The organism is Bordetella petrii, from assembly GCF_000067205.1.
GTDB lineage: Bacteria > Pseudomonadota > Gammaproteobacteria > Burkholderiales > Burkholderiaceae_B > Bordetella_A > Bordetella_A petrii.
Genome location: NC_010170.1, coordinates 866,997 through 891,001 on the forward strand (window position 1 = coordinate 866,997; position 24,005 = coordinate 891,001).

Here is a 24,005-nt window from a genome sequence, read left to right on the forward strand (position 1 = left end):
ATGCCCCATGCCGCATTATCCGATGCCGATGTCGAGCGCCTGCGCCAGGCCACGCCCGGCGTTGCGCAGGTCGTGCATTTCAATCATGCAGGCGCGTCGCTGCCGTCGGCCGCCACGGTGCAGGCGGTGATCGACCATCTGCACCGGGAAGCGGCGGCGGGTCCCATGGAAGCGGCACGGGCCGCCGAAGATACGTTGGCGGCCGCGCGCCAGCGGGCGGCCAGGCTGATCGGCGCCCAGCCCGGCGAAATCGCCTTTGCCTCGGGATGCTCCGACGCCTGGGGTCGGGCTTTCGCCGCGCTGGGGCCATGGAAGCCGGGCGATCGCATTCTGGTGGGCCGGCACGAATGGGGCGGCAACCTGGCCACCATGCAGCAGGTGGCCGGCCGGGCTGGCGCCCGCATCGAGTCGATTCCGTGCGACGCCGAAGGCCGCGTCGACCCCGCGGCGCTGCAGGTCATGCTGGACGAACGGGTCAGGCTGGTGTCGCTGACCTGGCTGCCCGCCAATGGCGGTCTCATCAATCCGGCCGCCGCCATCGGCGCCGTGGCGCGCCGCCACGGCGTTCCCTACATCGTGGATGCCGCGCAGGCGCTGGGGCAATTGCCCATCGACGTGGCCGCGGTGGGGTGCGACGTGCTGGTGGCGCCCGTGCGCAAGCACCTGCGCGGGCCGCGCGGGCTCTCGCTGCTGTATGTGCGCGATGGTTTCGCCGGGCGCCTGGCGCCGGCATTCGTGGATACCTCGTCTGCTCCCATCGGCGCCGACGGCGCCTCGGTGCTGTGCGCGGGCGCGCAGTGCCTGGAAACCAGCGAGCAGCCGGTGGCCCTGGTCTGCGGACTGGCCAACGCCTTGCAGGAAGCGCTGGACCTGGGCATCGATGCGATCCGCGCCCGCATCGACGCCACTGCCGGCGCGCTGCGCGAGCGGTTGGCCCGCATTCCGGGCGTGACGCTGCACGACCTGGGCGGGCCCTGCTCGGCCCTGGTGTCGTTCAACGTAGAAGGTCTCGTCGCCGCCGACGTGCGCCAGGCGCTGGCGCGGCAGGGCATCAATATCACCGTCAACGGCGTGCCCTACACGCCGCTGGACATGCAGGCGCGCGGCCTGGATTCCGTGGCGCGGGCCTCGGTCAGCTACCTGACTTCCGGCGCCGAAATCGACCGCTTGGTCGCCGCCGTGGCGCAACTGGCGCGGCGCTGAACCGGCGGCAGCAGCGCGGACGGCCCGGCCAGGTGTCCGACACCCTGCGGGAGCCAGCCCCCTGATGGATGCCACTGGTCAGGTGTCCGACTCCCGCAGGGTGTCGGACACCGAAGTGGGCAAACAGCGTCGCTTCCTGTCGGGGTCAGGCACCCAGCGGGAGCCAGACCCCTGATGGATGCCGCTGGTCAGGTGTCCGAATCCCGCAGGGTGTCGGACACCGAAGTGGGCAAACAGCGTCGCTTCCTGTCGGGGTCAGGCACTCTGCGGGAGCCAGACCCCTGATGGATGCCGCCGGTCAGGTGTCCGAATCCCGCAGGGTGTCGGACACCGAAGTGGGCAAACAGCGTCACTTCCCGTCGGGGTCAGGCACCCTGCGGGAGCCAGACCCCTGATGGATGCCGCTGGTCAGGTGTCCGACTCCCGCAGGGTGTCGGACACCGAAGTGGGCAAACAGCGTCACTTCCCGTCGGGGTCAGGCACCCTGCGGGAGCCAGACCCCTGATGGATGCCACTGGTCAGGTGTCCGACTCCCTGCGGGAGCTAGACCCCTGATGGATGCCGCTGATCAGGTGTCCGACTCCCGCAGGGTGTCGGACACCGAAGTGGGCCTCGGCCCGCCGCATTCCCGGATGGTCGTATGATTCGGTATCCCCCAGTCTTATAGATAACCGCGGGCCCGTGCGCCCGCCCAGGAGACCCGCATGTCCGACCTGATCAAAGTGGAAGTGGTTGACGGTATTCAGATCATCACCGTCAACCGTCCCGAAGCCAAGAACGCCATCAACCTGGAAGCCGCCCAGGCCATGGCCGCCGCGCTGGACCAGCTGGACAGCCGCGACGACATCGGCATCGGCATCCTGACGGGCGCGGGCGGCACGTTTTCGTCGGGCATGGACCTGAAGGCCTTCGCGCAAAGCCGCCAGCGCCCGCTGATCGAAGGCCGCGGCTTCGCCGGGCTGAACGAGCGGCCGCCGCGCAAGCCCCTGATCGCCGCCGTCGAAGGCTACGCGCTGGCCGGGGGCTGTGAAATGGCCCTGGCCGCCGACCTGATCGTGGCGGCCCGCAATGCCAAGTTCGGCCTGCCCGAAGTCAAGCGCGGGCTGGTGGCTGGCTCGGGCGGCATGCTGCGCCTGCCGCGCCGCCTGCCGTACCACATCGCCATGGAAATCATTCTTACCGGCGACATGCTCGATGCCGAGCGGGCCCATGGCTACGGCCTGGTCAACCGCCTGACCGAACCGGGCAAGGCCCTGGAAGGCGCGCTGGAACTCGCCCGCGTCATCGTCGAGAACGGCCCGCTGGCGGTGCAGACCGCCAAGAGCATCGTGGCCCAGGCCATCGACTGGGAGCAGGACGGCATGTTCGACCGCCAGCGCCCGCTGATCGCGCACATTTTCACCTCGGCCGACGCCAAGGAAGGCGCGACCGCCTTCGCCGAAAAGCGCAAACCCGTGTGGCAGGGCAAGTAGGCTTTTCCGCCACGGTCATAAAATAAGTTGTCGATCGCGCGCGGCTGGGCTATTCGGCCGCGCGTTCCCCGCATTCCTCTTTTCCCGCTTCTGCCTTTACTGCCATGTCCGTTCTCATCAAAGAAGAAGACTTCATCCAGTCTATTGCTGATGGCATCCAGTTCATCAGCTACTACCATCCCGTCGACTACATCCGCCACCTGGCCCGCGCCTACGAGCGCGAAGAAAGCCCGGCCGCGCGCGACGCGATGGCGCAGATCCTCACCAATTCGCGCATGTGCGCCGAAGGCAAGCGCCCGCTGTGCCAGGACACCGGCATCGTCAACGTCTTCCTGAAGGTCGGCATGGACGTGCGCTTCGACACCCGCCGCACCCTGCAGGAGCTGTGCGACGAAGGCGTGCGCCGCGGCTACACCAACCCCGACAACCCGCTGCGCGCCTCGGTGCTCGACGACCCGATCTTCGCCCGCAAGAACACCCGCGACAACACCCCCTGTATCCTGCACGTCGAGCTCGTCCCCGGCGACAAGGTCGACGTGCAAATCGCCTCGAAGGGCGGCGGTTCTGAAAACAAGTCGAAGTTCGCCATGCTCAATCCCAGCGATTCGCTGGTCGACTGGGTGCTGAAAACCGTGCCCACCATGGGCGCGGGCTGGTGCCCGCCGGGCATGCTGGGCATCGGCGTGGGCGGCACGGCCGAAAAGGCCATGCTGATGGCCAAGCAGTCGCTGATGGACGACATCGACATGTACGAGCTGCTGGCGCGCGGCCCGCAGAACAAGCTCGAAGAGCTGCGCATCGAGCTCTACGAAAAGGTCAATGCGCTGGGCATCGGCGCGCAAGGCCTGGGCGGCCTGACCACCGTGCTCGACGTCAAGATCAACACCTTCCCGACGCACGCGGCGTCCAAGCCCGTGGCCATGATCCCCAACTGCGCGGCCACGCGCCACGCGCACTTCGTGCTCGACGGCTCCGGCGCCGCCCGCCTCGATCCGCCGTCGCTGTCCGAATGGCCCGAAGTGCACTGGGCGCCCGACTACAACAAGTCGAAGCAGGTCAACCTGGACACGCTCACCCCTGAAGAAGTGGCCAGCTGGAAACCCGGCCAGACCCTGCTGCTGTCGGGCAAGATGCTTACCGGCCGCGATGCCGCGCACAAGCGCATCCAGGACATGCTGGCCAAGGGCGAGCCGCTGCCCGTCGACTTCACCAACCGCGTCATCTACTACGTGGGCCCGGTCGATCCGGTGCGCGACGAAGTGGTCGGCCCGGCCGGCCCCACCACCGCCACCCGCATGGACAAGTTCACCGACATGATGCTCGCCAAGACCGGCCTGATCGCCATGATCGGCAAGTCCGAGCGCGGCCCGGTGGCCATCGAGGCCATCCGCAACCACAAGTCGGCCTACCTGATGGCCGTCGGCGGCGCGGCCTACCTGGTGTCCAAGGCCATTCGCCAGGCGCGCGTGCTGGCCTTCGAAGACCTGGGCATGGAAGCCATCTACGAGTTCGACGTGAAAGACATGCCCGTCACCGTGGCGGTCGATTCGCAGGGCACCTCGGTGCACACCACCGGCCCCAAAGAATGGCAGGCGCGCATCGGCAAGATCCCGGTGGCCGTGGCCTGAAGGCGGTAATTTCTCGCTTGCCAGGCGCCCGGCTCCCACGGGGGGCGCGCGCCTGGCGATCGAAGCGGTTGCTGTACACAGCGGTGTCAGGCACCTGCGTGAAGTGACCCCCAAAAGTTGGATACCAACTTATGGGGGTATTTTTATGGTGAAGTACAGCGAACAGACCAAGTTTGCAGCGGTCGAGGAGTATTGCCGGGGCGATTTGGGACTGGAAGCCGTGGCGCAACGCCACGGCGTGAACCCGCATGCGCTGCGACGCTGGGCGGCGGCCTACCGGGAGCATGGCGCCTCGGGCGTGCGCGCCAAGCGCGGCCGCTACAGCGCCTCGTTCAAGCAGACGGTGCTGCAACAGATGAAACAGCAGGGCCTGTCGTATCGGCAGGCGGCAGCGCGGTTCGACATCCGCAACTTCAACATCATCGCCCGCTGGGCACGCCAGTATGATGTACAGGGTCTAGCCGCTTTATCTACAGGACAGCCCCCCGCAATGACCTCGCCCGTGAAACCGGCATCGCCCGATGCCACGCGTACACGCGAAGATCTGCTCAAGGAACTGCAGTTTCTGCGCATGGAGAACGCGTACCTAAAAAAGCTCGATGCCTTGGTTCAAGCCAAACAGAAATCGGCGCAGCAGAAAAAGCGCAAATAGTGCTTGAACTAAGGCAGCAATTCCCTCTTGCGGGCTTGTTGTCGGTGGTGGGGCTGTCACGCAGCACCTTCTACTACCAATGGCGGGCCGGGCAAGCCGAAGACAAGTTCGCGTCATTGAAGTCCCGGATCTGCGCAATTTTTGCCCAGCATCACGGCCGCTACGGCTATCGACGCATCACCGAGGCGATCCGCCAGCAAGGCTGGCCGGTCAACCACAAGACGGTGCAGCGCCTGATGGGCCTGTTGGGGTTGAAGTCTTGCGTACGGGTCAAGAAGTATCGCTCCTACCGAGGCACGCTGAGCCAGCTCGCCCCGAACGTGCTGCGACGCCAGTTCAGGGCTGCTCGCCCGAATCAGAAGTGGGCCACCGATGTGACCGAGTTCAGGGTCGGCACCCAGAAGCTGTACCTCTCGCCGGTGATGGACCTGTGCAATGGCGAGATCATCGCCTACGAAATGGCCTGCCGCCCCAGCTTCGCCATGGTCGCAGCCATGCTCAGGCAAGCCTGCGCCCGGCTCAGCCCGTACGAGCGGCCCATCCTGCACTCGGACCAGGGGTGGCAATACCAGATGCCCGCCTACCGCGAGCTCCTGGCGCAGCACGCGGTCACCCAGAGCATGTCACGACAGGGAAATTGCCTGGACAATGCCGCCATCGAGAGCTTCTTCGGCACCCTGAAGGCCGAGTTCTTCCACCTGAACACCTTCCAGACCATCGAACAGCTCAAGGACGGGATCGACCGATATATCCACTACTACAATCATCACCGCATTAAGCTCAAACTTAACGGGTTGAGTCCGGTGCAATACCGGACTCAGCTCCTGGCCACATAACGGCCAAAACTGTCCAACTTTGTGGGGTCACTTCACTGCGGAGCCTGACACCCGGGCGCTGCCTGAGGCGGCCTGGCGTCTGGCGTTGCCTGCGCGCCCGGCGCTCGGCCGGGGCGGGCAGCGTAGAATATGTAACGTCTTTTGCTCTTGCGGGCCGCACGGGGTTCGCCTTCGCCGATGACCTTCGGACAGAGCCTGTTGTTATTGGTGGTGCTGCTGGTCACGGTGGCGTTTTTCGCCATTGCCGAGATCTCCATCGCCGCCTCGCGCCGCCTGCGGCTGCGGCAGCTTGCCGACGACGGCGACGCGCGCGCCGAGGAAATCCTGCGCGTGCAGCAGCAGCCGGGCCATTACTTCACGGCCATTCAAATCGGCGTCAACGCGCTGGGCATATTGGGCGGCATCGTGGGCGAAGGCATGTTCAGCCCGGGGTTCACGCGCTTTCTGTCCAACTGGCTGCCGCCCGACATGGCGGCGTCGGCGGGCTTTCTGGGCTCGTTCGTGCTGGTCACGTCGCTGTTCATCATCCTGACCGACCTCATTCCCAAGCAGGCCGGCATGGCCGAGCCCGAGCGTTTCGCCCTGGCTGTCGTCGGCCCCATGCGCGTGCTGGTGCGCGTGCTTTCGCCGCTGGTCTGGATATATTCGCACGCCGCCGGACTGCTGATGCGTTTGTTGCGCCTGCCCACGCGGCGCGACGAGCGCGTTACGTCGGATGACATCCTGGCGCTGGCCGAGGCCGGCGCGCTGTCGGGCGCCCTGGCGCGCGGCGAGCAGCGCATTATCGAGAACATCTTCGAGCTGGATACGCGCACGGTGTCCAGCGCCATGACGCCGCGCGACCGCATCGCCTGGTTCTTGCAAGACGACCCCGAAGAAATCATACGGGCCCGCATCGCCGAAGAGCCGTTTTCCACCTACCCCGTGTGCCGCGGCGACATCGACCACGTTATCGGGTACGTGGATACGCGCGACCTGTACCAGCGGCTGCTGAACGGCCAGCCCATCGCGCTGACCGACAGCAAGCTGATCCACAAGGCGCTGGTGGTGCCCGACCGCCTGACCCTGGCCGAAGTGCTGGAGCAGTTCCGCCAGGTGGGCGAAGATTTCGCCATGATCGTCAACGAGTACAGCCTGATCGTGGGGCTGGTCACGCTCAACGACGTGATGAGCACCGTGATGGGCGAGCTGGTGTCGCCCTGGGACGAAGAGCTCATCATCCAGCGCGATGACAACTCGTGGCTGATCGACGGCGCCACGCCTATCCAGGACGTGGGCCGTGTGCTCGGCATCGAAGAGCACCTGGACGGCGAAGAGTACGAAACCTTGGCCGGCTTCCTGATGGATGCGCTGCGCCGCGTGCCGCGCCGCACCGACGTGGTGGCGCTGGGCGGCTACCAGTTCGAGGTGCTGGACGTCGACACCTACCGGGTCGACCAGGTGCTGGTCACGCGTTCGGCGTCGGCTGCCCCGCCGATGGCGGCGCCGGTTGGCCCGCGTCCGGAGTAGCGGCCGGCAGTTGCAGGGCCATCAGCACTTCGTCGTAAAAGCGGCCGCCGATTTTCATGGCGCGCGGCTCGCGCCCGTACTCGACGAAGCCCAGCTTCCGGTATAAACGGCAGGCCGCCATGTTGGCGGCTTCGGCGCTCAGCAGCAGGTTGTCGAACCGGCCGGTGGCATGCGCGATCAGCCCGCGTATCAGGGCCTGGCCCAAGCCCCGCCCACGGGCATCAGGATGAACATACACGCCCACGATGACGCCCTTGTGCCGCATCTTGACCAGTTCGTGCGCGACGACGGTGGCAATGCCGCACAGGCGCTCGCCCTGCCAGCCGCCCAGTGTCCAGCCTTGCTCCAGGCGGCGGGCGAACCATTCCAGCGGCTGCGCGCTTTCTTCTTCCCAGGAGCTGCCATAGGCAGTGGGGGAGTCTCGCAGCGATTCGAGCCGCAGTTGCCGGTAGCGGGCGGCGTCGTTGGTATCCAGGCGCCGAAGAGTGAAAGCGGACTGCACGAGAAGCTCTGTTGCGAAGACGGTGGCGGACTAGGCAGCATCGCGCGGCTGGCGTAAAAAGGCAAGGCCGGCCGCGCGGCGCCGGCCAATTACCAGGAAATCATCATGCATGGCACCAAGCGCAGCACGCCACAAGAACAGGCCCAGGAGGCTTCCGCGCTGATCGACGCCCGTATCGCTGAACTGCCCGATTGGCGGGGCCGCATGCTGGCGCGCCTGCGCACGCTGATCAGGCAGGCCGATCCCGGCGTGGTCGAAGAATGGAAGTGGCGTGTGCCGGTATGGTCGCGCGGCGGCATTCTCTGCACCGGCGAAACCTACAAGAACGCGGTGAAAATGACGTTTCCCAAGGGCGCCGCGCTGGAAGACCCGGCGGGCCTGTTCAATGCCAGCCTGGCTGGCGGCACCCGGCGGGCCATCGACTTTCACGAAGGCGACGACATCGATGAGGCCGCCTTGCAGGCCTTGATTCGCGCGGCCGTGGCGCTGAACCTGTCCAAGCCCCCCGCCCGAGCCAGGAAAAGCGCCGGCAAGACCGCCGCCGAGAGTTGAACGACCATGCTGCAAATCGAAAATCTCAGCAAACGCTATGGCGGCCATCTGGTGTTCCAGGGGCTGACCCGCACTTTTTCCCCGGGATGCACGGCGCTCTGCGAAGAAGACAGCACCGGCAAGTCCAGCTTGCTGGGCATCATCGCGGGCGTGCTCGCGCCGGATGGCGGCGATGTTCGTATCGACGGCCACTCGTTGGCTCATGCGCCCGCGCAGGCCTTGGCCCGCCTGGCCTACGTGCCGGACAACTGCCTCGCCGAACCCGCGCAGACGGGCCGCGAGCTGCTTGAGCACGTTGCGGCGCAAAAAAATGCCGCGCTGGACGACGGCACCCTGGATCTCGCGCGCCGCCTGGGGCTGGAACCGCACCTGGACAAGCGCTTCGAACAGATGTCCACGGGCACGCGCCGCAAGGTTTATCTCACAGCCGCGGCGTTGGGGGATCCGGCTGTCGTGGTCGCCGATGGGCCCAGCAATGGGCTGGATGCGCAGGCGCGCCAAGTACTGGCCGACGTGTTCAGGCACTGGGGTAAGCATCGCGTGGTGCTGTTCGCCAGCCACGACGCCGAGTTGGTGCGGGCTTGCGGGGCACGGACGCTGGAGCTTGCCAGCCTGGGGCAGGCAAGTACCATTGCCCGCTCCTCTTGAAAGCAGCCCTATGGAAGATCTACATCGCGCGCCTATGGTTCCCGAGCTGTTGGTCACCGATTTGCCGCGCAGCCTGGCATTCTGGATGGACCTGTGCGGCTTCAAGATCGCATACCGCCGCGAAGCCGAGGGTTTTGTATACCTGGACCTGGATGGCGCGCAGTTCATGCTGGAAGAAGTGCGCGGCGACAATTACTGGATAACCGGCCCACTGGGTGTGCGACAGTTCCTGGTGCAGGACCCGGATGGATATCTGCTGCGTTTCTCGGCCAGAATCGGCATGCGCGCGGCCTGAACCTGCTCGCCATTGCCATTGATGGACCGCCGTCCCTGCTACAGCAAGGCCTTGAGGTTCGGCCACGCCTCGGGAAAGGCCAGTAGCACAAATGCCGCGACATTGATCAGCGCGGTGCACCAGAACACGGCCAGGAACCGGGTCTTGGACGATTTATGCCGCAGCATCCGCTGGGCTGCCCAAGCGCCGGGCCAGCCGCCGGCCAGCGCTAGCAGATGCAAGGTGTTCTCCGGAATGCGCCGGGCCGCGGCTCGCGCCGCGGATTTGTCGATCGCGTACACCAGGAAAGCCAGCGCGCTGGCTACCGGGTAAACCCACGCCATCCACCATGTCGGCCGGCCCAGCAGGTCAGCCGCCGCGATCACGCCCAGGAGCAGGGCGGCGGCAAGCAGGCCTAGGAGACCTTTTGCGGGCGCGGGTTTACGCGTGGCGCGCCGAGATTGTCCGGTTGGCGGGCCTGGGTCTCGAGAGCGCTTTCCCTGCGGGTCGACATGCCGTGCCATATGTGGGTTTGCGAGATATTCTTTGGTGCGGGGTTGCCATAATGGGTAATCGGCACGAGCCGTCGCGCGGCGCGCGGCCTGCCGCGGCTGCCGCCTGTGAAATGTAGCCGATCCGCATGCCACGCACAGAGGTGAAAAATGGCAAGCACAGCGCTCATCGTCAAAGTGCCGCAGGCCGAGGCCATGGTCGGTGATTTGCGTGCGCGGTTCGACGCGGTGTCGCAGCTTGGGGTGCCCGCGCACATCACGATCCTGTTTCCTTTCATGGCACCGGATCAGGTGACACAGGCAGTATTGCAGCGCGTGCAGGTCGCGCTGCGGGCCGTTCCGTCGCGTTGACGGCAGCGGTGGCCGGCGAGTTTCCGGATTTTCCACCTTATGCCGGGCAGCATGACGGCACTATTCCGCACCTGACGGTGGCGCACGGAAATGTTGAAGACGCGCGGCGTGCCGCGGCAGAGTTGCAGGCGCGGCTGCGCAGCGGCCCTGCCGTCCGCGCCGTGTGCGACACGGTTTCTCTATTCGAGAATTCGTCCGGCCGCTGGCGCGAAATGCACGTTTTCGAGTTGGCCCGCCCATCCTGATTCTCCAGCCTACACCATGCGCCTCTTCGATCGTCTCCGGGCCTGGGCCCGCCCGATCAAGCGTGACGGGATGACGCTCTGGTTTGTCGGCAGGCACCCCCAGACGCCCTGGTACGCCAAGGCCAGCGGCCGGGTGTGGCTATGGAATCGCCCGGACCGCGGCCAGCAGATCCGCGGGGCGCACCATCAGGGCGCGCACCTGGCACAGCATGGGGTACTGGTGCAGCACGGCATGCCAGCCGGGCGCGGACAGCAGTGTTTCCCAAACGGCCACCAGACTGGCATCGCCGGCGTCTCGCCCCTGCGCCAGAATGCCGGCGTGGTCCAGGCTGGCCGGCGCGGATAGCAATTGCATGCGGCTGGCCGCGCCGAGCAGTCGCGGGGGCGTATCGGCGGGCGCATCGCAGCAGTACAGCACCGTGTCTGACACGTCTTCACCGGCCTCCAGTGCGTGTAGCGATGCGCCGCGCAGATTCACGGTTTCTTGCACCGTGCGGAATGCGTAGCGTCGGCCGGGGTCGGCCTGCGCCAGCAGACGCAGGCCGCGCAGCAGGCGGGGCAGGTCGGTAATGGCGGCATCCGCGGATGCCTTGGCTTCCACCAGCAGGCAGATATCCCAGCCTGGTTCCGTGCCGGCCGCCTGGCCTTGGCGCAGCAACGCCACGTCCCATTCGGTCTTGGCGCGTCCGGCGCCGGCTGACAAGGCCGCGGGCACGCGTAGGGACGTAACCACGCGATGCGCCCGGCCGTTGTCGCCGGCCTGGTCCAGCCGCTGCGCCAGCGCTTGCAGCGCCTGCGCGGCCATGGCCTCTACGGCGGCGCCGCGCTGTTTGGCGGCCGAGCCTGCCGCGATAGCGGAAGGGCTGCCCTGGCGCGGACCCTGACGGTCCCATAGCGCCTGGTACCGCTGCACCAGCGCATCGGCCTGCAAGGCGTCCAGGCGTTGCAGGCGCGACAGGGCGGGGTCGTGCAGCAGCCGGTCCAGGCTGGGCGGCAAGGTGGGCTGCGCCGCCGTTTCCGGCATATTGCGCACCTGCCGCGCGGCATCGGCCAGCGCCGTCCAGGACCCGGCGGCGTGCAGCCGCGCCAGCGCCTCGCGCAGCCGGGGCTGTGCAACGCGCTGCTGCCGGGCCGGGTGCGCCATCGCGTCGACCGCCGTGCGTATGGCCCGGCGGTCGCGGCCGGCATGGGCGGCTAAAGACGCATATTCGCGCACGTGCGCCGCGCCGTGCCGCAACACCATCGCCTGGAACGCCGGGTCGCCGTGGTCGGGCAACATGGCTTCGCGGATCAACTGCCCCAGCGCCGCGGTGAAATGGCGCTTGAGCGCCGCGGCGGGCGCTGCATTGCGGGCCATGGCCAGGCGCGCCTGTTCGATGCATGCCGCCAGCGCGGTGGCCGTGCCGGCCTGCCGCCAGTCTGGCGAGGCATGCAGCGCCGGCGGCAGGCGGTAGGGCCGCGCGACCGTGCGCAGCACCTGGGCCAGCAGCAAAGACGAACCGGACGGGGAATGATCTTTCATCGGCACCGAACAGAAGGGGCAGGCACCGCGCAGATGCCGGGGCCGGCATGGTACTTGCGGGCATGCAGGCCAGTCTGCAACGCACCGGAACCCGCCATGCGCACAAAGCACATTCTAGTGGTCCTCGCCTTGCTGGCAGCGGTCTTCGTCGTGTTGTCGCTGCCGCCGTGGTGAACCGGCCGCTGTTACTGCCGCAAGCTCGGGCCGCGCCGGTCAGCGCGCGGCCATGCCTGCCTTTTTCAGCACCAGCACTTCGCTGGTTCCGTCCTGCACGGTGTCGCCATGCTGGTTGACCAGCCGCAGCCTGCGGTCTACCGCGCCCACGCGCGCGCTGGTGCCCGGCTTGGCCTGCAGGATGTCGAGCACCAGATGCAGGGTGTCGCCCACCAGTATGGGCTTGACGAATTTCCAGTCTCGTATCGACAGCATGGCCACCACCGAACGATGGAAGATGCCCAGCTCGTGCATCATGCCGGTGGCGATGGCGATGCCCAGCGCGCCATGCACCAGGCGTTGGCCGATCTTGGTGCCGGCGGCGTAGGCGGCGTCGGCATGGATAGGGTTCCAGTCGCCCGACAGCATCGAGAACATCGTCAGGTCGGCTTCGGTAATGGTGCGGCCGCCGCTTTCGAACGTCTGGCCGGGCTGGAAATCCTCGAAGTACAGGGAGTGGTCTGTCATGGCGGTTTGGTATGCGGGTGGGGAAATGCAGGTGTCCGTGTTTCGCCGCGCGCAGCGCTTCGGAGACGACTGGCCCGTCAGGCCTGCTCTTGCCGCAGGCGTTCGTCGGCCATCTGGCGCAGCATGGCCCGCTGGATCTTGAAGCCGTTGGCGCTGGCCGCGGTGGGAAATTCATCGACGCGCCACAGGCGCGCCGGCACCTTGAACGGCGCCAGCGTGGCGCGCAGCGGCGCCAGCAGGCTTTGCTCGTCCAGCCCGGGTTCGGCAATGACGAACGCCGCGGCGCGGGGCTGGCCATCGATGGTGATGCCCACTACCTGCGCGTTGTACACGCCCGGCTGCGCGGCCAGGGCGTGTTCGATTTCCGCCGGGTCGACCAGGAACCCGCCCAGGCGCAGCGTGTCGCCCATGCGCGCCAGGTAGACGAAGCTGCCGTCCGGACGCAGGTAGCCCAGGTCGCCGGTGCGAAAGTAGCCGTCGGCGGTCAGGGCCTGCGCCGTGGCGTCGGGATTGTCCAGGTAGCCTATGAAGTTGCCCGGGGCGCGGATCTCGATTTCGCCAGGCATGCCGGGCTCGCACAGGCCGGGGCCGGCGGGGTCGCGCACGCGCACCTGCGCCTGGGACGATGCCGGCACGCCGCCGCCCAGGGCGCGCTCGGCCACGGGCAGCGCGGCGTCTTGCAGCGAGAACAGCGCCTGCACTTCGCTGGAGCCGTACAGGCCGCGCAACGGAAAACCGCGCTGCTGCAGGCTGGCCACCAGTTCGGCCGCGCCCGGGCTGAAGCTGGCGAAGCCGAACACGCGGGCATGCGGAAAGGGGCGGCTGCCCGGCGCCTCGTCGGCGATGCGGCGCATCATTTCGTCGCTGCCGAAGGTGTGGGTGATGCGCTCGTCGCGCAGCAAGCGGGCGGCGCGCGGCGCATCGAACAGATCCATCGTCACTACCGGCGCACCGCCGTGCAGCGCCGCCAGCACGCCGTTCAGGCCGAACACGCCGCACACGGGCAGCGCGGCCAGCAGGCGCGCGCCGGGCTGGTCCAGGCCGCAGGCGCGGGATACCTGCCGGTTGTGGGCCAGCAGCGTCGCCGTGCTGTGCATGACCAGCTTGGGGCCTTTGGTGGTGCCCGAGGTCGTGAACAGGATGACGGGGCGCGCGGGGTCGGCCGCGGGCGGCGCAAGCGCGGCCGGGGGGGCGCCGGACGCGAACTGGCAGGCGACCGTACGGCGGCCGAAGACCGGGCCGGGAAGATCGTCGCCGGCATCGACCAGGGCGATGGCCTGCAGGTCGGGCAGGGCGTCTTGCGCCACGCCGGCCAGCACGGCCGGGAAGTCGATCTTGCGGAACGACGGCTGCATGATGAGCATGCGCGCCCGCGAACGCGCCAGAATGTATTCGAGCTCGGCGCTGCGGTAACGGGTATTGATGGCAACCAGGGTGGCGTCCAGGCGGGCCAGGCCGAACAGCAGGGCCAGCCATTCGCGGCGGTTGGGCAGCCACACCGCCACCCGGTCGCCCGCGGCGACGCCCTGCGCGCCCAGCCAGCGCGCCGCGCCGGCGCACAGGGCATCGAAATCGCGGTAGCTCAGCGGCCCGGCTTCGTCGATCAGCGCGGTGTCATCCGGGCGCGCGCGCAGGTGCGCGGCATACAGATCTGCCAGGGCCGCGGGCCCTGGCGCGGCATCGGCCGGCATCAGTACAGCTCCATCAGTTCGGCGTTGTCGGCGAAATCGGCCGGTACGCCGCAGCGGATCAGCGCCCCGGACTTCATGACGATGACGCGGTCGGCGATTTTCAGGGCCTCGCGCACGTTCTGTTCCACGATCAGGATCGACATGCCGCGCTGCTGCTGCAGGGCGCGGATGGGGCCCATCAGGTCCTGGAACAGCTTGGGCGCAAGACCGATGGAAGGCTCGTCGAGCAGCAGGCAGCGCGGCTGGCTGAGCAGGGCCCGGCCCAGCGACACCATCTGCTGCTGGCCGCCCGACAGGGTGCCCGCACGCTGCCCGTAGAACTTGCGCAAGGCCGGCAGCACCTGCATGACCCAATCCAGCCGCGCGGCGTGGTCGGCCTTGGGCACGCCGGCCGACCACAGACCCAGGCGCATGGTTTCGGCCACGGTCAGGCCCGGGAAAATGCCGCGCCCTTCGGGCACCATGGAAATGCCGGCGGCGGCCAGGCGGCGTGGATCAGGGCGCGCCACGGGCTGGCCGTCGAGCATCACGCTGCCGCCTTCGGGGACGATCAGGCCGAACAGGGCCTTCAGCAAGGTGGACTTGCCGGCGCCGTTGTGGCCGATGAGGCACAGCACTTCATTGGCATCCAGGCGCACGTCCAGGCCGTCGAGCACCGGGCGTTCGCCGTAGCCGGCACGCAGGCCGCGTGCTTCCAGCACCGGGGGCGGGGCGGCGGTCATGCACGTTCTCCGAAGTAGATGGCGGCCAGCTGCGGGTCTTTAAGGATGCCGGCCGGATCGCCGCAGGCCAGCAGCTTGCCCTGGTCCAGGAAGGCCAGGCGGTCGGACAGCTGGGTGACGAGATCGAGGTTGTGTTCGATGATGCAGATGGTGATGCCGCGCGCCGCGTAGTTGCGCAGCAGTGCCACGAACCGTTCGAACGAGCGCGGGTCCAGGCCCGAGGCGGGCTCGTCCAGCAGCCATAGCGAGGCGTCGCTGGCCATGATGCGCGCCAGGCTCAGGAACTTGCGCTCGGCGTAGGCCAGGTCGGCCGCGCGTTCGTGCCGTTTGTCCCACAAGCCGGCTTCCTGCAGCACTGCCTCGATGCGGGCCGGCTCGGTGCGCCGCTGCCACAGCCAGCTGCTGCGTTCCGTTACGGTCATCACGTTTTCGAGCACGCTCATATGCGTGAAGAGTCGCAGGTCCTGGAAGGTGCGGCCCACGCCAAGGCGGGCGATCTGCCAGGGCGCCAGGCGGGCCAGCGGCTTGCCGTGCAGGTGCACGGTGCCGGCGCTGGGCGTCAGGTGGCCGGTGATCATGTTGAACAGCGTGGTCTTGCCCGCGCCGTTGGGGCCCACCAGGGTGGTGATCATGCCGGCCGGCAGGTCGAGCGAGACGTCGCTGATGGCCTGCAGGCCGCCGAAGCGCTTGGACAGCCCCTGCATGCGCAGTAGCACCGGGGCCCCGGGCGTGGCGGGCACGGCGGAGTCGGCGTCCGCCAGCGCGCCCTCGTAGACAGCGCCGCCGTAGGCGTCTTTGATGCGGCCCGGCGCGCTCATGCCCGGCCTCCTTTGCGGCGTCCGCCTACCAGTCCGCCCGGGCGGTACATCATCAGCAGCACCATGATGGCGCCGTACACGATCTGCTGCACGGTGCCCAGTTCCGAGGGCGGCAGGAACGGCAGGTAGGTCAGCGCGGCCGGCAGCAGCATCAGCAGCGCCGCGCCGATGATCGGCCCGAATACGGTGCCGGTGCCGCCGATGATGACCATGGCCATCAAGAGGATGGAGGTTTCCAGCATGAAGCCCTCGACGTTGACGAAGCTCATGTAGAACGCGTAGATGGCGCCCGCCACGCCCGCCAGGCCGGCCGATACCGCCACCGACAGCGTCTTGATGGCGGCCACCCATTTGCCCGCGGCCTGGGCGGCCGATTCGCTGTCGCGGATGGCCATCAGGCTGCGGCCGAAGCTGCCGCGCAGCAGGGCGGTGGTGATCAGCAACACGGCGGCCAGCCCCGCGACGGCCAGGGCCAGGAACTCGCCGGGCGTGGCCAGCGCGTGGCCGAACACCGTGGGCGGCGGAATGCCCACCAGTCCGCCCAGGCCGCCGGTGACGCCTTTCCATTCGGAAAACACCGTCACGCCGATCACCTGCAGCCCCAGCGAGGCGGCCACGAAGTACTCGCCCCGCACGCGCAGGGCGGGCAGGGCCAGCACCATCGACAGCGCGCCGGCCACCAGCACGGCGGCGGCCACGCACAGCAGCAGCGAATCGCTGAAGTGCATGGCGATGTTGGCGGCCACGTAGGCGCCCACGCCGAAGAAGACGGCATGGGCCAGCGAAAAGATGCCCGCGTAGCCCATGATGAAGTTCAGCGTGACCGCCAGCATCGCGTTCACGCAGAAGAGCACGGCAATGTTTTGCAGATAAGCCAGCATGCGTTGCCTCGTCGGACAGGCCGGGGCCTTGTTTGCTATGACGCCACGGCGCGGCCGAACACGCCGCCGGGACGGAACAGGATGAACAGGAACAGCACTACGAAGGTGACGGCCTCGCTCCATTGCGGGTCGATCCACGCCAGCGACAGGTTCTCGGCCATGCCCAGCAGCAGGCCCGCCACGGCGGCGCCGCGCAGGCTGCCCACGCCGCCCACGATGGTGGCGGCGATGCTGATCAGCATGATGTGGTGGCCCATGGACGGGTTCAGCCCCGAGGTCGCCGCCGTCAGGATCGCCGCCGGCACTGCCAGCAGCGAGCCGATCAGGAACACATACTGCGACAGCCGGCGTGGTGTCATGCCGTACACGCGCACCAGGTCCGGGTTTTCGCCCAGCGCGCGCAGCGCCAGGCCCAGGTTGGTGTGCGTCAGCAGCCAGTGCAGCAGCCCGAAGGCCACGACGGCGCACAGCACTGCCACCGCCGCCATGGGCGCCACATACAGGCCGGGCAGCAGCTCCAGGCTTTTGCTCAGTGGCGTAGGCACCGTGACCAGCCCCCGGCCGAAGCCGATGGTGATCAGGTTCTGCACCACGATGGCAAGCCCGAACGAGGCGACGAACACCGTGAAGAAGGCCCCTTCATGGCGCTGGATGACCGAATACACATAACGGTCCACCAACATGCCGAACACCGCGGCCACCACGCCCGCGCCCAGCGCCGCCAGCGGCCAGGCCCAGGCCAGCACCGTGTACAGCTCGTAGAACACGAAGCCGGCCAGGGTGAACGTGGCCCCGTGCGCGACGTGAAAAACCCGGGTGGTGCCGAAGATCAGCGAGAACCCCGCTGCGATCAGGGCGTACAGGGCACCGGTCTGTATGCCATTGACGAAAAGCTGGATGAACAGCATGGCCTGAAGCGGTGCGCGGCGTCAGTGGCTGGCGTCGGCGATGGGCTTGGGGCCTTGGTCGCCGATTTCGTTGATCTGGATCGGGGCCTGGATGGTGCCGTTGTCCGCGAACGACACCGTGGCGCCGACGAAGTCGAAGGTCTTGGTGGCCCGTCGCTGCGCCAGCAGGTTCTCGCCCGTGACGGGCTTGCCGGCCTTTTCCAGTGCGGCGGCCAGCACGCCGAAGGTGCGTACGGCGTTGTAGTAGTTCAGCACGTACATATTGGGCGCCTTGCCGTACTGCTTTTTGTAATCATCGAGCATGCGGCGGGTGATGTCGTCGCTTTTTTCCCAGTCGACCTTCTGGCTGGTGAAGATCGCGCCTTTGGACTCGGGCAGCGACAGCGTGGACGGGATGGCAAAGGCCGAATAGCTGGCGATCTGCTGCGATACGCCGTTGTCGCGCAGCTGCTTGACGATCTGGCCTTGCTGGCTGCCGTACGAGGCAATGTAGACGGCGTCCGGCTTGACGTCGCGCACGCGCGCGGCAATGCCCGAGAACTGCTGCGCCGTGGCTGGCACCGAGAAGCTGCCGGCCAGTTCGCCGCCGGCCTTGCCCAGTTCGGTCTTCAGTTCCTTGACCACCGACTGGCCCAGCGGGTCGTCGACGTACACCAGGGCAATGCGCTTGAGGCCGCGCTCCTTGACCAGGTATGGCACTACGGCGCGCACTTCGAAGTCGACCAGGGGAATGGTGTTCCAGAAATAGTCGCCCAGCTCGGCCAGGTCGGGGCCCACGCCGCCGCCGTTGACCATGACCGTCTTGCTGCGGGTGCCGATGGGCGCGATAGCCTTTGATACCCCGGTGAAAGCGCTGAGCACGAACGGCACCTTGGCCACGTTGACCAGCTTGTTCATACCGATTACACCTTGCATGGGCAGCGCCTGGCTGTCTTCGTAGACGATGGACAGCTTGCCCGACAGCATCTTGGAGGCATTGATGTGTTCGACGGCCAGATTGGCGCCCGAACTGAAGATCTGGCCGTATTCGGCGTTGCTGCCGCTCATGGGCAGCAGGCCGCCGATAGTGAGGTCGGCCGCGCTGGCCAACGGCGTCAGGGTAAGGCCTTGGCACAGCGCCAGGCCGGCAAGCAGCTTCTTCATCGTATGTCTCCGCACGGTCTCGAGGTTATTGTGCGCCGCAGCGTCAGGACGGCCGGCTGGCGGCTCCGAAAATGCTAGCCAGTCTGAATGATGCGACCTATTCGGATTTGCTTAACTGCGGGTTTTCCCGCCCAATACGGGTACGGCCAGGCGTCCCATGGAACGCAGGCGCGGCGGTGTCATCAAACAGGAGCCGGCCGGCGCCACGAGGGCCACACAAGGAGCGGAAATGCGGATCGTGTTGGGGTTATGCCTGGCCGCTATTGTTGTTGGAGCGTTGCCCGTGCTGACGGGGCTGATCGTCTATGCCCTGGACAAATACCTGGTGGGCGGCTGCCGCGCCGCGTTTGGCACGGGCCGCCGGTGGCTGCGGGCGCGGTTACGCGCAGGCGGGTGCGACTGGCCGCGGCCAGGGCAGTGTGAACGGCCGCGCAACTGACGGCGTGGCCGGCGGCGCGGCGGCGGCTGAGGGGCGGCGCGCCACGCCGCCGCTGCCCCGTGTCAGCGAGCCGTGGCCGCGGCGATTTCCGGGTCGCTCTTGCCCAGCACTTCGCGCAGGATCTCTGCCGTGTGTTCGCCCAGCAGCGGCGGCGCCCGCCGGTACACCACGGGCGTGGCCGAGAACCGCAGCGGGCTGGCCGTGACGGCGGCCGTCCCGCCCAGCGGGTGCGGCAGCTCGCGGCGCAGCTGCCGCGCCTGCACCTGCGGATGGGCGAATGCCTGCGCAATGTTGTTGATCGGCCCGCAGGGCACGCCCACCGCCTCCAGCCTGGCGATCCAGTCGTCGCGGCGTCCCTGTTTCATGATGTCCGACAGCAGCGCGATCAGTTCTTCGCGGTTGGTGACGCGCAGCCGGTTGGTGGCAAAGCGCGGATCGTCGCCCAGCTCGGGCGCGCCGATGGCCTTGCAGTAGGCCCGGTACTGCGACTCGTTGCCGGTGGCCACGATCAGGTGGCCGTCGCTGGCGGCGAACACCTGGTAGGGCACCACATTCTGGTGCGCGTTGCCCGCGCGCGTGGGGGCGACGCCCGAGGCGAAGTAATTGGAATTCTGGTTGGCCAGCATCGCCACGTGGCAGTCCAGCAGGGCGATGTCCAGGTGCTGCCCCAGACCGCTGCGGTGGCGCTCTTGCAGCGCGGCCAGGATGGCCACGCTGGCGTACATGCCGGTGATGATGTCGGTGACGGCCACGCCCGCCTTCTGGGGGCCGCCGCCGGGCAGGTCGTCGCGTTCGCCGGTGATGCTCATCAGGCCGCCCAGGCCCTGGATCATGAAATCGTAGCCGGGCAGTTGGGCGCAGGGGCCGTCCTGTCCGAAGCCGGTGACCGAGCAGTAGATCAGGCGGGGGTTGATCTCGCGCAGGCTGTCGTAGTCGAGCCCGTATTTGCGCAGGCCGCCGACCTTGAAGTTCTCGACCAGGATGTCGCAGTGCGCGGCCAGCTCGCGGATCAGCGCCGCGCCTTGCGGCGTGGCGATGTCGGCTTCCAGCGAGCGCTTGTTGCGGTTGGCGCTGAGATAGTAGGCGGCCTCGGCCGTGTCGCGGCCCTGGCCGTCTTTCAAGTAGGGCGGGCCCCAATGGCGCGTGTCGTCGCCGGTGCCGGGGCGCTCGACCTTGATGACGTCGGCCCCGAGGTCGGCCAGGTTCTGGGTGCACCACGGCCCGGCCAGGATGCGGCTGAGGTCGAGTACGCGAATGCCCTCCAGGGGCGGAAGTCGTGAATCCATGCGTGACTGCCCTTTGCGCCTAGGCGTTGATCGTGGCCGTGCCGTGGCTCATGACGACGATGTCGCGCGCCACGGCGCGCACGGTGAATTGCAGCGCGTTGCTTTCGCCGCGCCACATGTCGAACTGCAGCGTTTCGCCCGGGTACACCGGCGACGAGAAGCGCGCGTTCAGGCTGGCCAGCCGGCTGGCGTCGTAGCCGCACCAGGTCTTGACGATGGCGTGAGCCGCCATGCCATAGGTGCACAGGCCGTGCAGAATGGGCTGGGCATAGCCGGCCTTGCGGGCCACCTCGGGGTCGGCGTGCAGCGGGTTGCGGTCGGCGCTCAGGCGATACAGCAGCGCCGCGTTGGGCGCCACCGCCAGGGTGCAGCTTTGGTCGGGGGCCCGAGTGGGCGCGGCAGGCAAGGGCGGCGGGGCATCGTCGCCGCGGCCGAAGCCGCCGTCGCCCCGGCAGAAGGTGGTTTGCTGCAGAGTGGCCAGGCAGGCGCCGGCGCTGTCATGCAGCGTGCGCTCGGTGATTACCAGCGCGCCCTTGTCGGCCCCTTTGTCGATGACATGCGTGACGCGGCTCTTGCCGATGACGTTGCCGCTGGCGGGCAGCGGCGCGTGCAGGGCCAGGCGCTGCTCGCCGTGCACCAGCCGCACCCAGTCGATGCCGGCGCGCGGATCGCTCATCCAGAAGCCGGGGTAGCCCAGCACGGTGGCTTGGGTTGGAAAGGCTTGCAGGCCCCGTTCGTATACGTAGCGCAGTTGCCCGGCGTCGAGCGGGTCGTGCCCCAGGCCGATGCCCAGGGCGTACAGCATGGTGTCTTTTTCGTCGTAGTGGTGATGTACGTCGTCGAATCGCCAGTTCTTGATGGTGTCGTAATCCATGGCGGCCTCAGATCGGGTCCCAGTCGATCACGTCGGGCGATCGTTCCAGCGCGTAGAACTGCTTGCGCATGGCGGGAATGGCGATCTCGCCAATGAGCTCGGGAGTCCAGCCTTCGCTGTAGTGCACGCTGCGCACCGGGCGCGGCTGGCTCATCAGCATGATTTCGTTGGCGCGCACCGCGAAAATCTGGGCGTTGACCTCGCTGGCGGCATCGCTGGCCAGGAACACCGCCAGCGGCGCGACCTTGCCGGCTTCCATTTTCTTCAGCTTTTCGACGCGCGCCTTTTCGGCTTCGGTCTCGGCCGGGATCGAGCTGGTCATGCGGCTCCAGGCGAACGGCGCGATGCAGTTCGAGCGCACGTGGTAGCGCGCCATGTCGAGCGCGATGGACTTGGACAGGGCCACGATGCCCAGCTTGGCGGCCGCATAATTGGCCTGGCCGAAGTTGCCGATCAGGCCCGAGGTGGATGTCATGTGCACGAAGGCGCCGGATTCCTGTTCGCGGAAGTACGGCGCGGCGGCGCGGCTCATGAAGAAGGTGCCGTTCAGGTGCACGTCGAGCACCTGGCGCCATTCTTCTTCGCTCATTTTGTGGAAGACGCGGTCGCGCAGGTTGCCGGCGTTGTTGACCACGGCGTCGATGCGCCCGAAGGCATCTACCGCGGTCTTGATGATGTTGTGGGCGCCTTCATAGCTGGCCACGCTGTCGGTATTGGCGCAGGCCTGCCCGCCGGCGGCCAGGATTTCCTGCACTACTGCCTGCGCCGGCCCGTCGCCGCCGCCTTCGCCCTGCAGCGACACGCCGATGTCGTTGACGACCACTTTGGCGCCTGCCGCCGCCATCGCCAGCGCGACGCCGCGCCCGATGCCGCCGCCGGCGCCCGTCACAACCACTACTTTTCCTGCCACGATACCGCTCATGATGATTCCTCCATAGGGGGCGCGCCGGCCCCGACTCTCTGCATGGTAGATTTCAGGGCAGGGCAGCGGAATTCAAAATTAAAGACACCCCCCTTTTGCGTGGCAGAACATGAGACACGATCTGACCGACCTGCGTTTGTTCGTGAACGTAGGAGAAACCCTGAACCTGACCCGCGCGGCCGAGCGCACCTTCCTGTCGCTGCCCGCGGCCAGCGCCCGCATCAAGAACATGGAAGAGGCCTTCAAGGCGCGCCTGCTGGTGCGCCAGGCGACCGGCGTGGCCTTGACGCCGGCCGGCGAGGTGCTGCTCAAGCACGCCCACGCCGTGTTCCGCCAGCTGGAATGCCTGAACGCCGACCTGCAGCCGTATTCCAGCGGCATCAAGGGCCGCCTGCGCCTGCTGGCCAACACCACGGCCACCAACTCGTTCCTGGCCGACGCCATGTCCACCTTCCTGGCGGAAAACCCCGATGTGGACATCGAGCTCGAAGAAAAAATCTCGGGCGACATCGTGCTGGCCATCCGCGCCGGCGCGGCCGACCTGGGCATCGTGGCGGGCAACATCGACGTCGACGGGCTGGACGTCATGCCGCTGTTCCGCGACGAGCTGGCCATCGTGACTTCGCTGAGCCATCCGCTGGCGCAGCAGGAGTCAGTCCGTTTCGTCGACGTCATCGACGCCTACCAGTTCGTGGGTATCCACCCCAACAGCGCCATCCAGACCTTTCTGGAAGACATCGCATCTGGCCTGGGCAAGCGCCTGTGCCAGCGGGTGCACGTGGGCAGCTTCGAGGCGGTATGCCGCATGGTCGAGGCGGGCGCGGGCATTGCCGTGGTGCCGCGCGCCTGCGCGGCGCGCTACAGCCGCCCGCAGGCGTTGCATGTGCTGCGCCTGCAAGACAGCTGGGCGCAGCGCGACCGCCTGCTGTGCCGCCAGCGCGGACGCGACCTGCCGCGTTTCGTGGAAGACTTCATCGAGCACGTGCGCACGGCGGCGCGGGCGACCTGAGCGCTGCGGGGCGGCCCTGTCTAGCGGGGCTTGCGCCGGCGTTGCGGCACGGCGTCCAGGTCGGTGCACACAGCCAGCACCTGCGCGGGCGACCGGCTCAGGGTGAGATACACATGCCCCATGCTGCTGTCGAAATAGGCCGACTCGAAACGCCGCAAGACGACACTTTCGCCGTTCTCGAACTGGATGCGGACCTTGCCTGCCAGCACCACGACGAACTCCTGGCCGGGGTGGCGGATGTAGTCTTCGAACTCATCGAGGTGGCGCGAATCGATGATGCCCATCATGGGCGTCATTTTCTTGCCGGGGTATTCCCCCAGCAGCAGTCGGTAGTGGTAGTTGTCGGTAACGTAGTCGCGCGCATCGTGCAGCGTGGTTTTCACGTAGGTGGGCGCCATCGAGGCCTGGGGCGCGTCTCCCAGCATGAACAGCCGCGTCATGTCGATGTTCAGGCCGCGCGCCAGCGAGGCGAATTTCTCGTAGCTCAGCGCAATCTGCCCCAATTCAGCCTTGGAAATAGTGGATACCGCGATGCCCGAGGCGCGGGACAGGTCTTGCAGCGTCATTTTCCGGGCTTTGCGCTCGGCGCGCAGCCGGGCGCCCATTTCTTTTTTTCCGACGATTCCGGGAGGGGCAGGCGTAGCGGCAGGGGCCATGGAAAACTGGATCTTGTTTTGGCTGGGCGGCGGCGCCCGCAGGGCCGCCGCCATGCAGGCGCCTATTGT

The 24,005-nt window shown here is 67.4% G+C and carries 25 protein-coding genes; 11 read left to right on the top strand and 14 right to left on the bottom strand.

All coding sequences use genetic code 11. From position 1 onward, the window contains the following. The 5 genes from BPET_RS03950 (at position 1) to BPET_RS03975 (ending at position 7,300) form a co-directional block, all read left to right on the top strand. The gene (locus BPET_RS03950) at positions 1-1,203 is read left to right on the top strand and encodes an aminotransferase class V-fold PLP-dependent enzyme (protein WP_012247798.1); all 1,203 of its coding nucleotides are present in this window, start codon (positions 1-3) and stop codon (positions 1,201-1,203) included. Between the two features lie 704 nt (positions 1,204-1,907). Further along, the gene (locus tag BPET_RS03955) at positions 1,908-2,675 is read left to right on the top strand and encodes a crotonase/enoyl-CoA hydratase family protein (RefSeq protein ID WP_012247799.1); all 768 of its coding nucleotides are present in this window, start codon (positions 1,908-1,910) and stop codon (positions 2,673-2,675) included. A gap of 104 nt (positions 2,676-2,779) precedes the next feature. Next, complete coding sequence (locus tag BPET_RS03960) at positions 2,780-4,303, top strand: fumarate hydratase (RefSeq protein WP_012247800.1); 1,524 nt, start codon at positions 2,780-2,782, stop codon at positions 4,301-4,303. A 145-nt stretch (positions 4,304-4,448) separates the two neighbouring features. After that, positions 4,449-5,791, top strand: a protein-coding gene (locus BPET_RS25715; protein ID WP_085970199.1) for an IS3-like element ISBope1 family transposase whose coding sequence is annotated in 2 segments (ribosomal slippage) — positions 4,449-4,890 and positions 4,890-5,791 — 1,344 coding nt in all. Because the reading frame shifts where the segments join, the coding sequence is not laid out codon by codon here. Between the two features lie 177 nt (positions 5,792-5,968). Beyond that, a complete protein-coding gene (locus BPET_RS03975; RefSeq protein WP_012247801.1) occupies positions 5,969-7,300 on the top strand; it encodes a hemolysin family protein in 1,332 nt (443 codons plus the stop codon). Here the strand turns inward: BPET_RS03975 and BPET_RS03980 are convergent. Then, the gene (locus BPET_RS03980) at positions 7,239-7,802 is read right to left on the bottom strand and encodes a GNAT family N-acetyltransferase (protein WP_012247802.1); all 564 of its coding nucleotides are present in this window, start codon (positions 7,800-7,802) and stop codon (positions 7,239-7,241) included. The two genes, BPET_RS03975 and BPET_RS03980, sit on opposite strands and share 62 nt — an antisense overlap. A gap of 105 nt (positions 7,803-7,907) precedes the next feature. Between BPET_RS03980 and BPET_RS03985 the strand changes: the two genes are divergently transcribed. Genes BPET_RS03985 through BPET_RS03995 form a run of 3 tightly spaced genes read left to right on the top strand, consistent with a single transcriptional unit; the run spans position 7,908 to position 9,297 of the window. Further along, a complete protein-coding gene (locus BPET_RS03985; RefSeq protein WP_012247803.1) occupies positions 7,908-8,354 on the top strand; it encodes a DUF1801 domain-containing protein in 447 nt (148 codons plus the stop codon). 6 nt (positions 8,355-8,360) lie between these two features. After that, complete coding sequence (locus tag BPET_RS03990; RefSeq protein ID WP_012247804.1) at positions 8,361-9,002, top strand: ABC transporter ATP-binding protein; 642 nt, start codon at positions 8,361-8,363, stop codon at positions 9,000-9,002. Positions 9,003-9,012: 10 nt separating this feature from the next. Further along, positions 9,013-9,297 (top strand): VOC family protein, encoded by a 285-nt coding sequence (locus BPET_RS03995; protein ID WP_041862689.1) that lies wholly within the window; start codon positions 9,013-9,015, stop codon positions 9,295-9,297. Between the two features lie 38 nt (positions 9,298-9,335). Here the strand turns inward: BPET_RS03995 and BPET_RS27260 are convergent, their stop codons facing one another. Next, the gene (locus BPET_RS27260) at positions 9,336-9,800 is read right to left on the bottom strand and encodes a DUF1294 domain-containing protein (RefSeq protein ID WP_012247805.1); all 465 of its coding nucleotides are present in this window, start codon (positions 9,798-9,800) and stop codon (positions 9,336-9,338) included. A 138-nt stretch (positions 9,801-9,938) separates the two neighbouring features. Between BPET_RS27260 and BPET_RS27265 the strand changes: the two genes are divergently transcribed. Next, a complete protein-coding gene (locus tag BPET_RS27265) occupies positions 9,939-10,139 on the top strand; it encodes a 2'-5' RNA ligase family protein (RefSeq protein WP_050978197.1) in 201 nt (66 codons plus the stop codon). Further along, positions 10,094-10,384, top strand: coding sequence for a 2'-5' RNA ligase family protein (locus tag BPET_RS27520; protein WP_407921179.1), 291 nt, complete (start codon positions 10,094-10,096; stop codon positions 10,382-10,384). The genes BPET_RS27265 and BPET_RS27520 overlap by 46 nt, the downstream gene beginning before the upstream one ends. Before the next feature lie 139 nt (positions 10,385-10,523). Here BPET_RS27520 and BPET_RS04010 read toward each other — a convergent pair whose 3' ends face one another. The 11 genes from BPET_RS04010 to BPET_RS04065 form a co-directional block, all read right to left on the bottom strand. Next, the gene (locus BPET_RS04010; RefSeq protein WP_012247806.1) at positions 10,524-11,906 is read right to left on the bottom strand and encodes a hypothetical protein; all 1,383 of its coding nucleotides are present in this window, start codon (positions 11,904-11,906) and stop codon (positions 10,524-10,526) included. A 213-nt stretch (positions 11,907-12,119) separates the two neighbouring features. Continuing rightward, a complete protein-coding gene (locus BPET_RS04015; protein ID WP_012247807.1) occupies positions 12,120-12,587 on the bottom strand; it encodes a MaoC/PaaZ C-terminal domain-containing protein in 468 nt (155 codons plus the stop codon). Between the two features lie 77 nt (positions 12,588-12,664). Beyond that, complete coding sequence (locus BPET_RS04020; RefSeq protein ID WP_012247808.1) at positions 12,665-14,278, bottom strand: AMP-binding protein; 1,614 nt, start codon at positions 14,276-14,278, stop codon at positions 12,665-12,667. After that, on the bottom strand, positions 14,278-15,000 hold the full coding sequence (locus BPET_RS04025; protein WP_012247809.1) for an ABC transporter ATP-binding protein: 723 nt from the start codon (positions 14,998-15,000) through the stop codon (positions 14,278-14,280). Before BPET_RS04025 ends, BPET_RS04020 begins: the two co-directional genes overlap by 1 nt. Beyond that, positions 14,997-15,818 carry an ABC transporter ATP-binding protein gene (locus tag BPET_RS04030; protein ID WP_012247810.1) on the bottom strand — a complete coding sequence of 274 codons (822 nt, stop codon included), beginning with the start codon at positions 15,816-15,818 and terminating at the stop codon, positions 14,997-14,999. Before BPET_RS04030 ends, BPET_RS04025 begins: the two co-directional genes overlap by 4 nt. Further along, positions 15,815-16,699, bottom strand: coding sequence for a branched-chain amino acid ABC transporter permease (locus BPET_RS04035; protein WP_012247811.1), 885 nt, complete (start codon positions 16,697-16,699; stop codon positions 15,815-15,817). The genes BPET_RS04030 and BPET_RS04035 overlap by 4 nt, the downstream gene beginning before the upstream one ends. A 35-nt stretch (positions 16,700-16,734) precedes the next feature. Next, on the bottom strand, positions 16,735-17,607 hold the full coding sequence (locus BPET_RS04040) for a branched-chain amino acid ABC transporter permease (protein ID WP_012247812.1): 873 nt from the start codon (positions 17,605-17,607) through the stop codon (positions 16,735-16,737). Positions 17,608-17,628: 21 nt separating this feature from the next. Continuing rightward, positions 17,629-18,750, bottom strand: a complete 1,122-nt coding sequence (locus BPET_RS04045; RefSeq protein WP_012247813.1) for an ABC transporter substrate-binding protein — start codon at positions 18,748-18,750, stop codon at positions 17,629-17,631. A 501-nt stretch (positions 18,751-19,251) separates the two neighbouring features. Further along, positions 19,252-20,475 carry a CaiB/BaiF CoA transferase family protein gene (locus BPET_RS04055; protein ID WP_012247815.1) on the bottom strand — a complete coding sequence of 408 codons (1,224 nt, stop codon included), beginning with the start codon at positions 20,473-20,475 and terminating at the stop codon, positions 19,252-19,254. Positions 20,476-20,494: 19 nt separating this feature from the next. Beyond that, positions 20,495-21,349, bottom strand: a complete 855-nt coding sequence (locus tag BPET_RS04060) for a MaoC family dehydratase (RefSeq protein ID WP_012247816.1) — start codon at positions 21,347-21,349, stop codon at positions 20,495-20,497. A 7-nt stretch (positions 21,350-21,356) separates the two neighbouring features. Continuing rightward, positions 21,357-22,271, bottom strand: coding sequence for an SDR family NAD(P)-dependent oxidoreductase (locus BPET_RS04065; RefSeq protein WP_012247817.1), 915 nt, complete (start codon positions 22,269-22,271; stop codon positions 21,357-21,359). A 109-nt stretch (positions 22,272-22,380) separates the two neighbouring features. Between BPET_RS04065 and BPET_RS04070 the strand changes: the two genes are divergently transcribed. Next, on the top strand, positions 22,381-23,280 hold the full coding sequence (locus BPET_RS04070; RefSeq protein ID WP_012247818.1) for a LysR substrate-binding domain-containing protein: 900 nt from the start codon (positions 22,381-22,383) through the stop codon (positions 23,278-23,280). A 20-nt stretch (positions 23,281-23,300) separates the two neighbouring features. Here the strand turns inward: BPET_RS04070 and BPET_RS04075 are convergent, their stop codons facing one another. Continuing rightward, positions 23,301-23,885, bottom strand: a complete 585-nt coding sequence (locus BPET_RS04075; protein WP_173376822.1) for a helix-turn-helix domain-containing protein — start codon at positions 23,883-23,885, stop codon at positions 23,301-23,303. Positions 23,886-24,005 lie beyond the last annotated feature (120 nt).

Bases quoted from the DNA above. Each gene is read 5' to 3' on its own strand.
- BPET_RS03950 (WP_012247798.1), top strand. From the start codon at position 1: ATGCCCCATGCCGCATTATCCGATGCCGATGTCGAGCGCCTGCGCCAG.
- BPET_RS03955 (WP_012247799.1), top strand. From the start codon at position 1,908: ATGTCCGACCTGATCAAAGTGGAAGTGGTTGACGGTATTCAGATCATC.
- BPET_RS03960 (WP_012247800.1), top strand. From the start codon at position 2,780: ATGTCCGTTCTCATCAAAGAAGAAGACTTCATCCAGTCTATTGCTGAT.
- BPET_RS03975 (WP_012247801.1), top strand. From the start codon at position 5,969: ATGACCTTCGGACAGAGCCTGTTGTTATTGGTGGTGCTGCTGGTCACG.
- BPET_RS03985 (WP_012247803.1), top strand. From the start codon at position 7,908: ATGCATGGCACCAAGCGCAGCACGCCACAAGAACAGGCCCAGGAGGCT.
- BPET_RS03990 (WP_012247804.1), top strand. From the start codon at position 8,361: ATGCTGCAAATCGAAAATCTCAGCAAACGCTATGGCGGCCATCTGGTG.
- BPET_RS03995 (WP_041862689.1), top strand. From the start codon at position 9,013: ATGGAAGATCTACATCGCGCGCCTATGGTTCCCGAGCTGTTGGTCACC.
- BPET_RS27260 (WP_012247805.1), bottom strand. From the start codon at position 9,800: ATGGCACGGCATGTCGACCCGCAGGGAAAGCGCTCTCGAGACCCAGGC.
- BPET_RS27265 (WP_050978197.1), top strand. From the start codon at position 9,939: ATGGCAAGCACAGCGCTCATCGTCAAAGTGCCGCAGGCCGAGGCCATG.
- BPET_RS04010 (WP_012247806.1), bottom strand. From the start codon at position 11,906: ATGAAAGATCATTCCCCGTCCGGTTCGTCTTTGCTGCTGGCCCAGGTG.
- BPET_RS04015 (WP_012247807.1), bottom strand. From the start codon at position 12,587: ATGACAGACCACTCCCTGTACTTCGAGGATTTCCAGCCCGGCCAGACG.
- BPET_RS04020 (WP_012247808.1), bottom strand. From the start codon at position 14,278: ATGCCGGCCGATGCCGCGCCAGGGCCCGCGGCCCTGGCAGATCTGTAT.
- BPET_RS04025 (WP_012247809.1), bottom strand. From the start codon at position 15,000: ATGACCGCCGCCCCGCCCCCGGTGCTGGAAGCACGCGGCCTGCGTGCC.
- BPET_RS04030 (WP_012247810.1), bottom strand. From the start codon at position 15,818: ATGAGCGCGCCGGGCCGCATCAAAGACGCCTACGGCGGCGCTGTCTAC.
- BPET_RS04035 (WP_012247811.1), bottom strand. From the start codon at position 16,699: ATGCTGGCTTATCTGCAAAACATTGCCGTGCTCTTCTGCGTGAACGCG.
- BPET_RS04040 (WP_012247812.1), bottom strand. From the start codon at position 17,607: ATGCTGTTCATCCAGCTTTTCGTCAATGGCATACAGACCGGTGCCCTG.
- BPET_RS04045 (WP_012247813.1), bottom strand. From the start codon at position 18,750: ATGAAGAAGCTGCTTGCCGGCCTGGCGCTGTGCCAAGGCCTTACCCTG.
- BPET_RS04055 (WP_012247815.1), bottom strand. From the start codon at position 20,475: ATGGATTCACGACTTCCGCCCCTGGAGGGCATTCGCGTACTCGACCTC.
- BPET_RS04060 (WP_012247816.1), bottom strand. From the start codon at position 21,349: ATGGATTACGACACCATCAAGAACTGGCGATTCGACGACGTACATCAC.
- BPET_RS04065 (WP_012247817.1), bottom strand. From the start codon at position 22,271: ATGAGCGGTATCGTGGCAGGAAAAGTAGTGGTTGTGACGGGCGCCGGC.
- BPET_RS04070 (WP_012247818.1), top strand. From the start codon at position 22,381: ATGAGACACGATCTGACCGACCTGCGTTTGTTCGTGAACGTAGGAGAA.
- BPET_RS04075 (WP_173376822.1), bottom strand. From the start codon at position 23,885: ATGGGCGCCCGGCTGCGCGCCGAGCGCAAAGCCCGGAAAATGACGCTG.